Source organism: Thermostichus sp. OS-CIW-33 (assembly GCF_054059615.1).
Genome location: NZ_JBSSCH010000008.1, coordinates 65015 through 79860, shown reverse-complemented (window position 1 = coordinate 79860; position 14846 = coordinate 65015). Strand labels below are relative to the sequence as shown.

Below are 14846 nucleotides of genomic sequence, written 5' to 3'. Positions count from 1 at the left end.
GGGGAAATGAGTCTTGGCTCAAAGCTTTGTTTCTGGGTGCAGTAGGGAGAGAGACTCTTTATTGTGAAGATGCTTTATTGTGAAAAATAATTGTGAAGAGTCAGCGGGATCCCTTGCGCCAGCGGCAATAGAGTTTTTCCAACTCCACCCAGACCATAACCACGGTGCTAAAGCCCAAGCAGATCAAAAGTTCAGTGCGGGTTAGCTCCTCTGTGCCAAAGAAGCTGCGCAAGAAAGGCACATAGAGCAGAGCCAATTGCAAGAGCAGAGTGGTCAGGACCGCGCCCAGCAGGTAGGGGTTGGAAAAAGGGTTGGTCTCGATGGTGAGCTTCTCGTTGGAGCGCACGGCCAGCGCATGGCCCATCTGGGCGATACACAGGGTGGTGAAGACCATCGTGCGCCAGTGGGGGATGTAGGCTTCCACAATGGCCATCATGAGGATTGTGGAGATGGCAAAAACCACGCCGATGCGCACCATGTAGGCTCCCAGCCCCTGGGCGAAGATGCTCTCTTTGGGGTTGAAGGGGGGGCGCTGCATCACCCCTGGCTCCGCCGGTTCCAAAGCCAAGGCCAGAGCGGGCAGGCCATCGGTCACCAAGTTCATCCACAGGATCTGTAGGGGTGTCAGCGGCACATCCCCCAAGCCCAGGATGGGGGCAGCAGCCACTGTCAGCACCTCACCGATGTTGCTGCCCAAAATGTACTTCACAAAGCGGCGGATGTTGCTGTAGACCACTCGCCCTTCTTCAATGGCTGCCACGATGGTGGCGAAGTTGTCGTCCAGCAGCACCATGTCGCTGGCCTCTTTGCTCACATCGGTGCCCGTGATGCCCATGGCGATGCCAATATCCGCTTGGCGCAGGGCAGGGGCGTCGTTGACCCCATCCCCGGTCATGGCCACGAACTCGTTTTGCTTTTGCAAGGCCTGGACAATGCGCAGCTTGTGTTCGGGGGCGACGCGGGCATAGACCCTGACGGTTTGTACCGTTTGCAGCAGCTCCTCGAAACTCAAGCGGGAGAGGGTACGCCCGTCAATCGCCTGATCCTCCGACTCGAGAATACCCAGCTGGCGGGCAATGGCAACAGCTGTCAGTTGGTGGTCGCCGGTAATCATCAACGTGCGGATCCCGGCTTCTCGGCAGCGAGCCACGGCCTCTCGTGCCTCTGGTCGCGGAGCATCGTGCATCCCCATCAGGCCCAGCCAAACCAGGTTGTGCTCCACCTCTTCCCCGTTGTCCGGGATCCGCTCTAGCCTCTGGGTGGCTACCCCCAGAACCCGGATACCTTGGGTGGCCAGGCGGTTGTTGGTGCCGAGGATGGCCTGGCGATCGGTTTCCGACAGCTCCTGCCAAGTGCCCCCTTTCTGGATACGATCACACCGCTCTAGCACCAGCTCTGGGGATCCCTTGGTGTAGACGCAGTAGCCGCCGTTTTCCTGGATCACCACGCTCATGCGTTTTCGTTCCGAGCTGAAGGGGAGCTCCTGCACCCGTGGGTAGCGCTCCTGTAAAGAGCCTTTATGGAGGTTGGCTTTGGCGGCTGCCACCAGCAGGGCTGCTTCGGTCGGATCCCCCAGGATGGACCAGGTGGGCGTTGAAGGGGGGGAAGAAACTGCAGACCGAGGGTTACGCCCGGCAACGGGTTGGAGACTGGCCTGCAACAGGGCATCGTTGCAGAACACCACGGCCCGCAAGATGGCCTGCAGATCCGGGGCGCTCCCGGGATCCATGGGCTGGCCGCCGCAGTAGAAGGAGCCCTTGGGGATGTAACCGCTGCCGCTGACGTGGTAGTGGCGGTCGGGGGTAACGATGTCGGTCACCACCATTTTGTTTTCCGTGAGGGTGCCGGTTTTGTCGGAGCAGATGGTGGTGACGGATCCCAGGGTTTCCACTGCTGGCAGGCGGCGGATGAGGGCATGGCGGCGCACCATGCGTTGGGTGCCAATGGCCAGGGTGACAGTGATAACCGCGGGCAGCCCCTCTGGTACCACGGCCACGGCCATGCTCAAGGAAGTTTCCAGAAGCGAGGTAAAGGGGGCCATGCTCCCGGCTTGCAGCAACCCTATCCCCACCACCAAGGCCACCAAAGCCAGGGATCCCGACACCAGCACATTGCCCAGTTGGCTCATGCGCTTCTGCAGCGGGGTGGGCTCGGTCTCCACCGATTGCAGCAAGGTTGCCACTTTGCCCAGCTCCGTGTTCATGCCGGTGGCAGTAACCAAGAGGATCCCTCGCCCCTGAATCACTTCGGTGCCCATGAAGGCCATGTTGCGCCGTTCCCCCAGCTCGATGTCCGGCGGGAGTACGCAATCTGCCTGTTTGGTTACAGGGGTGGCTTCTCCGGTCAAAGCTGCTTCCCGCACCTGCAGGTTCACGGCCTCGGCCAAGCGCCCATCGGCTGGGATCTGTACCCCGGCTTCCAGCAGCACGCGATCCCCCGGCACCAGTTGGCTGGCTGGAACTTCTTGCCACAGGCCATCCCGCTCCACCCGCACAGTAGGGGAGGCCAGTTTTTTCAGGGCCGCCAGCGCTTTTTCCGCCCGACTTTCTTGCAAATAGCCCAGGCCACCGTTAAGGCCAACGATCAACAAAATGGCCAGGGCATCTTTGGGAAACTCGCCTTCTTGCAAGTCCAAAGTGGCTGAGATCGCCGCTACGGCGATCAGCATCAGCAGCATGATGTTGCGGAATTGATCCAGCAGGACTTGCCAGGAGCTACGGCCAGAGGAGGTGATCAGCTCATTGGGGCCATACTCCCGCTGCCTCTGGATTACCTGCTGAGTGGTGAGGCCGCGATCGGGATCGGTCTGCAACTTCTGGATGGCAGCGGCGAGGGTGAGGCTATGCCAGGCAGGAACAGAAGCAAGGGGGGATCCATCCGGTGGGATCATCGCGACCACTCGAGGGTTCTTGCCGCATTTTGACATACTCCCCGCCCTCGAGGGGGAGGATTCTTGTCATCTCCCCAGTTGTTCGGGCCATAGCTCTTCTGGCGCCAGCGGCTGGGATCATCTTCAGAGCGCCAAGCCCACGACGAGGATCGAACTCGTGACCTCCCCCTTACCAAGGGGGTGCTCTACCACTGAGCCACGTGGGCAAAGCCGATGGTGGGCCGAGTTGGATTCGAACCAACGTAGGCGTAAGCCAGCGGATTTACAGTCCGCCCCCTTTAACCCCTCGGGCATCGACCCGTTGACACCGGTCTTTCATCATAGCAGAAGGTGTTGCGTAAGTCAGACACACTCCCACTGTGCCAATTGTCAGCCATCTCAAAACCGAGGAGTCAGAGTCGAAGCGGAACGAGGCAGCCCCAGAGCTGGGTATAAAGGGATCGGGTTAGGGCTGGGCACTTTTCAAGACAAACTGAATAAGGAACTTGATATCGTTTAAGACAGTTTTCTGACTCCTGACCATGATTTCGACCCTCGGCACTCCCACCCATCCAGAGCAGACCCTTTCCCCCAACCAGTCTTTGCGCCCCTTGACCAGCCGTATCAACAGCCGGGGGCACTTGGAAATTGGGGGGTGCGACGTGGTGGAGCTGGTGCGCCAGTTTGGATCCCCTCTCTACATCCTGGACGAATGGACGCTGCGCCGCGCCTGCCAGCTTTACCGTGACACCTGGGCCCGCTGCTACGCCGGGGGATCCCGGGTTTTGTACGCCACGAAAGCCTGGAATTGCCTGGCCATCTGTGCATTGGCGCTGCAAGAAGGGCTGGGGTTGGATGTGGCTTCTGGCGGGGAGCTGTACACGGCCCTGCAGGCGGGGGCCAAAGGTGAAGATCTCTATCTGCACGGCAACGCCAAGTCTCTCGACGAGCTGAACTTGGCCCTGGAGACGGGCTGTACTTTGGTGGTCGATAGCCTGTACGAACTGCAGCAGGTGTCGGCCCTGACCACGCCCGCACGGCCAGCGCGGCTGCTCCTGCGGGTTAACCCTGGTATTGACGTCCACACCCACGAGTACATCCGCACCGGACAAACCGACAGCAAATTCGGCATCGGCCAATGGCAACTGCCGGAGGTGTTTGACTTTTTGGCAGCCCATCCCCAACTGCAGTGCGTTGGGCTCCATGCCCACATTGGGTCACAGATTTTTGATCTACAGGGCCACCGCGACCTGGCGGGGGTGCTGGCCCAGATCTGGCGGCAAGGGCTGGGCAGAGGGTTGCCCCTACAAGAGCTGAATGTGGGTGGGGGCCTGGGGATCCGCTATATCGAATCCGATGATCCCCCCTCCATCCCGGAGTGGGTGGAAACTGTGGCAACGGCGGTGCAACAAGCCTTTGCCCAGTCCGGGATCCCTTTGCCCAAGGTGCTCTGCGAGCCTGGACGATCTGTGATTGGGCCGGCTGCCGTGACCGCCTACACCCTGGGAGGGCAAAAGCGGATCCCTCCCAGCGATGACCTGCCCCAGGGACGCACCTACATCACCATCGACGGTGGTATGTCCGACAACCCGCGCCCGATCACCTATCAAGCCCGCTATACCGCCCTTCTGGCCAACCGACCAGAGGCAGAGGCCACGCAGCGGGTAACGGTGGCCGGCAAGCACTGCGAGTCGGGGGATGTGCTGTTGAAGGATGTGCTTCTGCCCGCCCCAATGGCAGGAGAAGTGTTGGTGGTTTTGGCGACGGGGGCCTACAACTACAGCATGGCTTCCAATTACAATCGCTTCCCTCGGCCAGCCGCGGTGCTGGTCAACGAGGGAGAGGCCCAGTTGATTGTGCGGCGAGAAACTTATGCCGACTTAATCCGTCAAGATGTCTTGCCAGAGCGGTTGCTGCGTTGAAGGGGAAGTTTGCCCATACCCATCTGGTCAGTAGAGGCACAGCCTTTCCTGGCAGCGCCGACCGCAGCCAACGCACCTCATGCGAGAAAGACTGGAAGACAGCCAGGAGGTGAGTGGTAGGCTGGTCTGGGGGCCGCAGTCCAACAGGGGTTCTGAGGTGCAGAACGGCACCAGGCAGAAGGTCCGCAATGAGGGGAGCGTGAACGGGGTTTTTCGCCATGCTGGCGGCCTTATGGGCTTGGCTACAGCAGTTTAACTTTCTCAGCCTCTTGGACTGGGCTCTGGCTGTCTTTCTGTTGGCTTTGGCTCTCTACTACACCCGCGAAAGTCGTGCTGGGGTGCTGGTGAGGGGATTTATAGTGCTGCTGGTGCTGTACCTGGCCACAGCCTCTCTCCCCTTGGTTCACCTGATCTTGGATCGCCTGCTCCTGGGCGCAGCTGTAGCCATGGGCGTGCTCTTTCAACCGGAGTTTCGGCGGCTGCTGGAGCAATTGGCAAGAGCCATCCGCATGGAGTGGCCGAGCAACGCAGGCGATGACGAGGAGGATCCTGAGGAAGATTTGGTGGAAGAACTGGTGCAAGCAGTGCGAGAACTTTCCCAAAACCGCACAGGAGCGCTGATTGTGATCGAGCCGGAGCAGCCAATTGACTCGCGGGTATTTACCGACAAAGGAGTACCTCTCCAGGCGCGGGTGTCGCGGGAGATCTTGCAGACCATTTTCCAGACTTCAACTTTGTTGCATGATGGGGCTGTGGTCATCCATCGGAATCGCATTCGCGCAGCGGGGGTCATCCTGCCAGTTTCGGAGCGGGCCGCCTCTCGACAGCTGGGCACACGGCACCGCGCTGCGATGGGGATCACAGAGCAGACCAATTGCTTGTGTATTGTGGTCTCAGAAGAAACGGGATCCATTTCCCTGGCGGAGGGTGGGCGCATCGAGCGGCCTCTGACCAGTGCCAAGTTACACGAACTGCTGGTACAGCGGTTGCGCAATCCCCGCGATGCCAAAAAACGAGATGCTCCGCTAAAGGGATTGTGGGCCCACCCCTGGTTTCGCAATGGGCCGCTGCGCTGGTGGGGATCCCTTGCCGATCTGACTAAACTCTTTCGCAAACCTGAGAAAACCCTCCCCGAAGACTGATCCCCATGACCCTTTCTCCTGCCCATCTTCTGCAGTTGCCTGCCGACCTAGATCCCCAGTTGTTGCCCCGCCATGTGGCGGTGGTGATGGATGGCAACGGGCGTTGGGCGCAAAAACGGGGCTTACCCCGCAGTGTTGGGCATCAGCGAGGGGTAGCGGCCCTGAAGGAGCTGCTGCGCTGTTGTGATGACTGGGGGATCCCAGCCCTTACCGCCTATGCCTTCTCCACCGAGAACTGGGGCCGGGCCCGCGAGGAGGTGGATTTTCTCATGACTTTGTTCGAGCAGGTGCTGTGGCAGGAATTGGGGGAAATGGTGCAGCAGGGGGTGCGCATCCAGTTTGCCGGCCAGTTGTCGGCTCTGCCCCACTCTCTGCAGGAAACCATCGTGCATGCGGTGGCCTGCACCCAGCACAACAAGGGCATTTGCCTGACGGTGGCCCTCAACTACGGGGGACGACAGGAGATCCTACAAGCCTGCCGCTCCATTGCCACCTTGGTGCAGCAGGGGCTGCTGCAGCCGGATCAGATTGACGAGGCCCTCTTTTCCCAATTTCTCTACACCACCGGCCTCTCCGATCCTGACCTGCTGATCCGCACCAGTGGCGAGATGCGCATCAGCAACTTCCTGCTCTGGCAGATGGCCTACACCGAGCAGTATTTCACCCCCATTCTCTGGCCGGATTTTGACCGAGCCGCTTTTCACCAAGCCTTGCTTAGCTATCAGTCGCGGCAGCGGCGGTTTGGCAGGTGAGGTTCCAGGTTGAATATCTGTCGCAAACCGGCAGCTAGCGCAAAAAGCTGGTCACCAACCACATCACCGCAAACGTGATCCCCACCAACAGCGCGCCAGGAGCATCGCCACCGGTGAGGGGAAGGGCAATGCCGTAGGCCAACATCAGCCCCAGGCTCAGGCCCGCCAGGGCCAAGAGAAAAGCGCGAATGAAGCGGCGCTCTTTGCGGTACAGGAAATAGATACAAGCCATCAGCCCCAAGGCCAGTTGCAGCGAGGGGTACTCATCGGGAGCCAAGATAACCCAACCCACCAGTCCACCCAGCAGCGCCGCAGGCCAGAGGGCATCGGCGGTAGAGGGGGTATCCAGCCAGCGGCTGACCCAAGGCGGATTTTGGGCAGCAGGGCGGGGCAAACTCAGCTCCGGCTCAGGATGGGCAGCCCGTTGTTCGGCGTAGCGAATGCGGTCGGGAACGGCGATTTTGCCCTCTTTGCGCAGGCGCAGGCGCTGCATCAGGATGGCATCGTAGGCTTGCTCCACCCGCTCTTGCTGCTGTTCATCGGCGCCCAAGCTGGCCAGGAGCCGAGCCCGCGCCGATTGAATCTCTTCAAAAGAGGCTTCTTCGCTAATTCCCAACACCTGATACGGACTCATCTCAGCCATAGCGACCAGCCCTGTAACTCTTTATCACCTTAACCCAGCCTGCCCGACCTTCGATCCGGCTACGTGACGGGGATCGACAACGGCGATTGAGTTGCCGCATTCCCCAAGGCTACGGATTTGGAGATGGAGGCAAGCTCCGTTTGTAGACATCGGGCCACATACTCAACCGCAGCGTAGGTGGTGGCTTTGCCAAGGCTAAGGCGAATGGATCCCAGCGCCTCGGCTTCTGAGTGGCCCATGGCCAAGAGGATGCGGCTGGGGATCAGTTGGCCGCTGCTACAGGCGGAGCCGGCGCTAATGGCGATCCCCTGGCGGCTTAGGGCCCTGACCAGCACATTCCCCGGGATCCCTGCGGCGCAGTAGCTGAGGTGGTGGGGCAGGCGCTGCTCCAAACGGACGGGGCCGGTCAGCCGCAAACCGGGCACCTCCGCTAGCAACTGGGCCAAATGCCGTTGCAATTGCCGCAGGCGGGCCGTTTCTTGAGATAGCTCTTGGGCCGCCAGAGCCGCCGCCACTCCCAAGCCGACAATGCCCGGGATCCCTTGGGTGCCAGCCCGCAGCCGCCGTTCTTGCCCACCCCCCCGCAGCAGCGGTCGCAGCTCCACCCCTGGGCGCACGTACAGCGCCCCCACCCCCTGGGGCCCGTAAAGTTTATGCCCGGAAAGGGAGAGCAGATCCACCGGCAGTTGCGCCAGATCCAGCGGGATCCGCCCCACCGTCTGCACAGCGTCGGTGTGGAAGAGCACCCCCGCCTGGCGACAGATCTGACCCAGCTCTGCAATGGGCTGCAGGGATCCCACCTCATTTTGGCCGTGGACGATGGAGACCAAAACGGTATTGGGTTGCAGCGCCTGGATCAAAGTCTGGGGATCCACCTGGCCGGCGGCGTTCACCAGCAGACGGGTGACCTGCCAGCCTTGGGACTGCAACTGGCGGGCAGCATTCTCCACCGAGGCGTGCTCGACGCTGGAGATGATGAGATGTTGGGGAGTAGAGTAGCGCTGGGCCACCCCAAACAGGGCCAGGTTGTTGGACTCCGTCCCGCCTGAGGTAAACAGCAGCGCCTCCGGCTCACAGTTAAGCAGCTCGGCCACCTGCTGCCGCGCCCGCTCCATGGCCATGGCGGCCCGTTCTCCCCACCCGTGCAAGCTGGAGGGGTTGCCCCAGCTTTCCTGCATCGCCATCTGCATGGCCTCGATCACCTCAGGCCGAGGCGGAGTGGTGGCGCTGTGGTCAAAGTAGAGGGCAGGATCCAAACGCAACATGCCAGCTCGACCAGCCGGGGCTCCGTGTTCCTATCTTAAGATCCTTGGCCAGTGTTGCCCAACGCTGGCAGCAGCTTCCCCTTGTTGAGGCCAAACCCGCTGGAGGCAAATTGAGCCTGCCTACTTGAAAAGACTAGTACGCTGGCGGTGCATCACCACCGACTCCACCAAGCCGATGGCCAGAAAATTGGTCAGCAGAGCCGAGCGGCCATAGCTCAAAAAAGGCAAAGGCAAACCGGTAATGGGGGCCAGGCCGATGGTCATGCCGATGTTGACTACTGCCTGAAACAGGATCATTGCCAGCACCCCAATGGTGATCAGGGATCCAAAATTGTCCTTGGCCCCTTGGGCAATCCAGATCAGCCGCGCACACAGGATCCAAAACAGGATCAGCACCGTCAGGGTGCCGATAAAACCCATCTCTTCCCCAATGGCCGAGAAAATGAAATCCGTGTGCTGTTCGGGGATGAAGTCCAGCTGGGTTTGGGTGCCCTGCTGGATACCGCGGCCCCAGAGGCCGCCGGCTCCGATGGCAATGCGGGATTGAATGAGGTGATAGCCGGCTCCCCAGGGCTCTTGCATGGGATCGATAAAAATCTCCAGCCGCCGCCGCTGATAGGGCTTGAGAAGGTGCCAAGCTAGCTGACCCAACTGCCCCGAGAGCAGGTTGATTACCCCAAAAGTTACGGCCCCCGTCCACTGCCAGGGGAGACGCCAAGCAGCCAACCCCGCCATTCCCAGACACCAGAGCAGCCAAACCCAAAGCATCCAGCTCAGCTCTGGGCGAGTGTGTAAGCCATAGAGAATGGCTCCCACCCCCGGCGACAGGAGCAAGAGGATCCAACTGCCCTTGGCTCCGGCCCAGTAGAGCATGACCAGGACAATCACCACAAACACCAGGGCAGTGCCCAGGTTGGGCTGCAGGAAAATCAAGATCCAGGGAGGAGCAATGACGGCAACGGCCACCCAAATCTGGCTGAAGTACTTGATCGGCCAGTGGTGCAGGACAGCAGCCAGGGTAACAATTACCCCCAGCTTGGCAAACTCAGAAGGCTGCACCTGAAAGCCAGCGATGGAGAGCCAGCGCTCCGCCCCTCCCCCCGCCGTGCCGAAAAAGAGCACTGCAATTAAACCTGCCAAGGTCAGGAAGTAGGTGAACCAGTGCCAGCGCAAAAGCCGCTCATACGGGATCCGGGCTACCATTCCCAAAAACACCAGGCTGATCCCGGCCATGATCAACTGCTGCAGCCAATAGTGGCTGATGGGACGCTCCCAGACTGCGCTGCGGATGGCAAGAATGCCGATGCCTGTCAAGGCCAGCACCGTGGCCAGCAACATGCCATCGAACTCCCGCCAAGGAGCCAAGATCTGCCGCAGAAGCTTTTTCCACCTAGGCTGAGAAGACACCTTTGGGTCAACGTTGCCCAGCAATAGACCCCATCCTCCAAAGCAAGGCCAGCACCAGTTTGACATGCCCCTTGCCCCACTGGCTCACTCTCGACCCCTCTCCCACGGGGGGAGCTATTCCCAGCTCTGCAGTTGCCCTAGCCAAGCGGAGAGGCGGGATCCCACCTCTTCTCGACGCCCTTCAAGATTGGCTGCCGTCCAAATCAGAAGCAGGCCCAGCAGGATCCCAGTGGCCCAGAACAGCAGCGCATCAGTTGTTACCAACAGCCATCCCTGCCGCAGGATCCCCAGCCCAAAGGCCAGCGCGCCCACGAAGAGATAGGCTCTTACCCGCAAGGCCAAGCCCAGCAGACCCAAGGCCAAACCCAACCCTACCGGCCAAAAGCCCGTCCACCGTTGCCCGTGAGTTTCCACCAGCACCACCAGCAGCCATGTGCCCAAGGAAACCAGCCGCAGCCAATGTCGCCCCCGCCGTCCGTTGGTTTCCTGTAATCCCGGATCCACCTGGGCCACATAGAGCAGGGATCCCACCAGGGGCAGGGCATAGAACGTCAGGGAAGCCCAATCCTGATGCCAGCCGTAATTCCACAGGATCCAGTTGCTCAAGAACAGGCTGACATAGCCCAGGCGCACCTGGGATCTCCAGACGGACAGCAGAGCATAGTAGGTTGCCCCCAACAGCAGATTAAGGGTGTTGTTTCCTCCCCCGGTTACCAGAAACGCAGTCAGGGGTAGCACCAAGGCCGTATTGTGCCAGGGATCCGACGGCCAGCCCCACCGTCGCCAGGGCAAGCCATGGTAAACCAGCCCCAGCCCACAGAGCAGGGATCCAGCCCATCGCGCTATGGATAGCTGTGGCAGCCCCAGGAACACACTGCCCAGCAGAACCCCAGCCCCCTGCCAAGCACTGAGGTAACCCCAGACCGTTGGCGCCCAATTTCGCTCTGTCGGAGATTCTGAAGTTGAGGTTCTCGCCTGTCCGGCGGCATAGGCCACCAGGCCGGATCCCGTCAGCACCCAGAGGAGCTGTCCCCAACGGCTGAGGCGAGGATCGAAAAGGGCAGACCAGAGGACAAGGCTGGCCAGAGCCCAGTTGGCCAAGGCCATCCAGCGCAACCCAGCTCTTTTAAGCTGCAGGGTCGCCGCCAGCCAAGGGGGACAAAAGCCGTAGCCCCAGGCCAAGCTCAGCCCTAACAGAGCGATCAACACCAACCCATTTGCCAGGGATCCCCCAGTTCGCTGGCTGAGGAAGTAAAGCCAGCTCTCGTAGGCGGCCACAGACACGCCCCAAGCGCCCAGGAGCCCTTTCCAGTTGGCAGGACGGAGGTCTTCCCGGCCTTGCTCTTGCGCCCGTTGGACCGCCTGTCGACGCCCCAGGCCCAGCAACACGATGGAGAGACCTAAGCTGCCCAAGCCCGTTACCTCACTCCACTGGGCATGGGATCCCAGCCAGCCCAACCCTGCATAGATCAAAGGCCCCGTCCGCCAGAAGCTCAGGGCCTTGACCCGCTGCAGGAGTTGTCCCCCTGAGGACTCCGTCCCACCAGCGCGATCGGGCCGCTCAAAGAGGAGTTTCTCCGGCCCAATCCAAAAGAGGATCCCCAGGCTCAGATTGATGACGGCAAGCAGAGGGGCAACAGGACGGGATCCCTGTACCACCCACAAGAGGCTGCTGGCCACCAACAGCTCCAAAGCCCAGATCAGCCCATAGGACAGCCCCTCCATTACAGACCATGAGATGGCCGACGAAGCCTCCTGACCGCTGCCGCCAGTTGAGACATCCTCCGCCCTGGAAGGAGACGGGCTTTCGCTCTCCAAGCCAGCAGGATGGACACCGCCGTCGCGATAAAAAGCGGGAGCCACTTCCACCCAAAGCCGCAAAACAATGGCCACCAGGACAGTCCCAGAGGCCAGGGTCAGAGCCACTGGGGAATCCAGGTACTTTCCACCACCGATGCGACCTGCTTCTGGCTGCAATGTCTGCAACGTTAGGGAAAGTAAAAGTACGATCCCCAGCAGAAAGCCAAAGCCATCCAGCACCGGTCGGTAAGCTGCCCGAAGGCGGGGAGAGAGGTAGTGGAACGGAGTCCCTAGGCTGTAGCGACAGCCGCTAGTGCTCCGCACCGCTGTCGCGAACAACAGCAGCACCCCCAAGGCCGTCAGCCATTCTGACTCTGTTAAAGCGGGGAACAGCCGATGGATTCCCACCAGACCGAACCCCCAGCCAAACGTCACTGTCAACAGCACCTCTGCTGGAACAACTGCGTTGGCGGTGTGGAGCTCATGGTCGGCGGAGGGGAAAGAGGCCCACACCCACACCTGAGTGGCCATCAGCAGCAACCCCAAGCCCAGACCCAGAAACTCAACCCCCGGCCTTCCAAAGGTGAGTAACTGGGCCAGCAAAAGGGAGAGAACTGCCGGGAAACGCAAAGACCCGCGCTCCGGGATCCCCTGCCGCCAGGAAAGGAATCCCACCTCCCCTTGCTCTGGGATCTGCAGCCAGCGGGGCATGAACTCCAGGGGGGGCAGGGCCAATACCTGAGCTGCCGTTAAAACAAGAGGCACCAGCAGCCACAGCCAGCCCATGGATTGTTCACCAGTCGCAGACGAATCAAGGAACCGTTGCAGCAAAAACGCCAAGTAGCTGGATCCCACCAGCACCAGCCCTATGCCATCTGCACTTCGCTGCCACAGCTCCGCAGGCACTCCCCAAAAAAAGCGCTCTGACCCACCCAGAGCTACCCGCCCTGCCCATTGCAATAGGCCCACCAGCAGCAGAACCACTCCCCAACTGGACAGGCTAGTGCTCCGCACCGCTGGCGCGAACAAGTCGGGCAAAAGCCAGCGGATCCCGGCCAGCAGCGCCCCCAGCCCGTAGGCATGGGTGAGAAATACCCAGCGGGGATCGAGGAGCTCAGCTCTCTTGGACTTCTGCCGCAGCCACCAGGTCAGGATGCCAGTACTCAAAAGCAAATGCCAGAAGCGAATGGCCGGATAGGGAAGGCTCAAGAGCAGCAGGGATCCGCCCAACCCCAGCACCAAGCACTCTGTCGGTTCTACCAGCCTAGAAAAGCCTGTCTCACCGGCTTCTGGACCGCTCCTCTGCCAGCGGGCCGCCAACCCCAGCCACAGCACCTCGTAGGGCAGCAGCGCCAACCCCAGCAAGCCCCAAGGGGAATCAAGGGGCTGAAACCAGTTGGTTACTGTAGCTACAACCTCTTGCCGCCAGCTTGCTGGCCACACCTGCCAAAAAGCCCAGCAAGTTTCCAGGCCCAGCAAGAACAGCAACGTCAAATGCACCCTAAGGACTTCGTCCCGCTGGGGCGACTGGGTGTGTCGGCGCAAGCGCCCGATTAAGACATGGATCCCCAGCAGGCTAATCCCCAGCAACTGCCAGCCGCTGAAAGGGCTCTCCGCCAAGCCAATGGCAGCCAGCAGCCAGCCCACCACCAACAGCACCCAGCTCCCCTCCCACCAGCGGGAGAGCGTCCCCTCCTGAGCGCCTTCTGCTACGACGTCCGGGGATCCCTGGGGCCATTCCGCTGCTAGCCAACCCAACAGGGCCACCGCCAACCCCAACTGCGGCACTTGGACATGCCCAGACAGCAGCCCCCGTAGGATTAACAGGGATCCGGCAGCCCCGATTAGCCAGATCTTGGAGCCCCGTAATTCCCGAGACCGGCGGCTCCAGGTGTAAATCACGGTGCTGAGGATCCCCAGATACAGGATCCCCAGGACAAAAGCAGGGCGAAGCTCCTGCGGCCCCAAGCTCCAGAAAGCGTGCAAGCCAGAGAGGGCCAAAAAGTTCACCAAGGTTCCGTAAAAGGCATTGGAAAAGGCATTGGGCTCCACACCGCTGTTGCGAAAGCCGGCACCTGAACCCAGCGAGCGCACCCGACCCTCAGCCGTCAACGGGATCCCCAGCAGCAAGCCCAGCGCCAGGATGCGGATCCCCCAAGGGATCCCCAGCCCATCCAGGGCCCACACGTTCACCGGCACCAGCAGCAGGGCAATAGCCTCCAAGGTTTGACCGGTTAGACGCAGCCCTTCCTGCCGTTGGATCCATCCAGCACCTACCCCAAAAGCCGCCGTATAGGCCAAGAGCACCCCATACTGAGCAGTTGGAGAAAATTGCTCCCAGTGGCTGGCCGCCAGCACCCCCGAGGACACCACCACCAAAAACAGGCCCAGCAGCAACAGCCAAGCCACGCTCAGCTCTGACAGCAAGTTCCGCAGCAAAACAGCCAGCGCCGGGGTAGGGGGGGGCAAGGACTCCGTCCGAGTAGCGCGAGTGGATTGAGGGGCAGCTTGGGGCTCTTCTCCCGCCTCAACTCCAGATCCAGCCAGGCGAGCATTTCTTTCTCGCACCATCCCTGGGATCCAAATCAAATCCAGGAGCTGTCCGATCCCCAGCAGCCCAAAGGTCAACAGCCAGAGCAAACCCGTCCGCCAGCGGCCCAGATAAAAACGGTGCAGGCCACAGATGCCAAACAAACCCAAAATCCAGAGCACGTAGGCCGAGCCAAGACGAGCCGGGATCTCGTCGCTGGGGGAAACTGCCGCTGACCTTGGTTCCTCCCCCTCTAGCCGATACTGCTCCACCAGCAAGCGAAAGTGCTCTGGGGTCAGTAAGCCCAGCTCCAGCCAAGCTCGCAAACCTCGCAACACCTGCTGCCGGGATCCCCGAACGGTGAGCTGCAAAAGGACGTCGTCCGAGGAGCGCGAACGGTCAGATTGCGGCTCCTCTGTTCCTGAGGGCGGAGCGCGATCCTGGGATCCCATGGCCAGATTCCTTGAGCAAAAGGCTTGGGGCTACTGCTACTCTAAGCCTTGCTCTGTCCGGTTG

At 60.9% G+C, this 14846-nt stretch carries 8 protein-coding genes and 2 tRNA genes; 3 read left to right on the top strand and 7 right to left on the bottom strand.

Annotated features, from left to right (window positions below; translation table 11 throughout):
- Window positions 1-100: 100 nt before the first annotated feature.
- From ACVWZG_RS07825 to ACVWZG_RS07815, 3 genes are all read right to left on the bottom strand, one after another.
- Complete coding sequence (locus tag ACVWZG_RS07825; protein WP_457405923.1) at window positions 101-2890, bottom strand: cation-translocating P-type ATPase; 2790 nt, start codon at window positions 2888-2890, stop codon at window positions 101-103.
- Window positions 2891-3024: 134 nt separating this feature from the next.
- Window positions 3025-3096, bottom strand: a tRNA-Thr gene (locus ACVWZG_RS07820).
- 8 nt (window positions 3097-3104) lie between these two features.
- A tRNA-Tyr gene (locus tag ACVWZG_RS07815) sits at window positions 3105-3190 on the bottom strand.
- Window positions 3191-3411: 221 nt separating this feature from the next.
- Here ACVWZG_RS07815 and lysA point away from each other — a divergent pair.
- From lysA to ACVWZG_RS07800, 3 genes are all read left to right on the top strand, one after another.
- On the top strand, window positions 3412-4791 hold the full coding sequence (lysA, locus tag ACVWZG_RS07810) for a diaminopimelate decarboxylase (RefSeq protein WP_011433248.1): 1380 nt from the start codon (window positions 3412-3414) through the stop codon (window positions 4789-4791).
- Window positions 4792-5009: 218 nt separating this feature from the next.
- On the top strand, window positions 5010-5933 hold the full coding sequence (cdaA, locus tag ACVWZG_RS07805) for a diadenylate cyclase CdaA (RefSeq protein WP_414328940.1): 924 nt from the start codon (window positions 5010-5012) through the stop codon (window positions 5931-5933).
- Window positions 5934-5938: 5 nt separating this feature from the next.
- Window positions 5939-6685 (top strand): isoprenyl transferase, encoded by a 747-nt coding sequence (locus ACVWZG_RS07800; protein WP_011433250.1) that lies wholly within the window; start codon window positions 5939-5941, stop codon window positions 6683-6685.
- Window positions 6686-6719: 34 nt separating this feature from the next.
- Here the strand turns inward: ACVWZG_RS07800 and ACVWZG_RS07795 are convergent, their stop codons facing one another.
- The 4 genes from ACVWZG_RS07795 to ACVWZG_RS07780 all read right to left on the bottom strand — a co-directional run bounded on the left by ACVWZG_RS07795 (window position 6720) and on the right by ACVWZG_RS07780 (window position 14782).
- Window positions 6720-7319: a CPP1-like family protein gene (locus ACVWZG_RS07795; protein ID WP_457405855.1), complete on the bottom strand. Its 600-nt coding sequence runs from the start codon at window positions 7317-7319 to the stop codon at window positions 6720-6722.
- A gap of 68 nt (window positions 7320-7387) precedes the next feature.
- Window positions 7388-8593 (bottom strand): cysteine desulfurase family protein, encoded by a 1206-nt coding sequence (locus tag ACVWZG_RS07790; protein WP_041436530.1) that lies wholly within the window; start codon window positions 8591-8593, stop codon window positions 7388-7390.
- Window positions 8594-8713: 120 nt separating this feature from the next.
- Window positions 8714-10024, bottom strand: a complete 1311-nt coding sequence (rodA, locus tag ACVWZG_RS07785; RefSeq protein ID WP_457405853.1) for a rod shape-determining protein RodA — start codon at window positions 10022-10024, stop codon at window positions 8714-8716.
- A 90-nt stretch (window positions 10025-10114) separates the two neighbouring features.
- On the bottom strand, window positions 10115-14782 hold the full coding sequence (locus tag ACVWZG_RS07780; RefSeq protein ID WP_457405850.1) for an NINE protein: 4668 nt from the start codon (window positions 14780-14782) through the stop codon (window positions 10115-10117).
- Between the last annotated feature and the right edge of the window lie 64 nt (window positions 14783-14846).